Here is a 228-nt window from a genome sequence, read left to right on the forward strand (position 1 = left end):
GAATACCAGTGGACAACGCCGCCATTTTTAATAAAGACCAATCCAAGAGTACGATCACAGATGCCAATGGAAAATGTGAGTTGGATATTTTTTCTTCTGATGATAAAATAACCTTTAAACATATTAGTTACCAAACCTATACTGCCACAAAAAAGGAAATAGAACGTCGTGGGAACCGCGTTTATCTTTATCAAAAGACAGAAGAACTTCAAGAAGTGGTAATGTCCG

The 228-nt window shown here is 36.8% G+C and carries 1 protein-coding gene; it reads left to right on the forward strand.

The window, feature by feature from the left end; all coding sequences use genetic code 11:
- The coding region (locus SB754_RS23545) for a carboxypeptidase-like regulatory domain-containing protein (protein ID WP_410784645.1) at positions 1-228 on the forward strand (228 nt) is incomplete at both ends.

The sequence above is a fragment of the Leifsonia sp. SIMBA_070 genome, assembly GCF_046534635.1.
GTDB lineage: Bacteria > Actinomycetota > Actinomycetes > Actinomycetales > Microbacteriaceae > Leifsonia.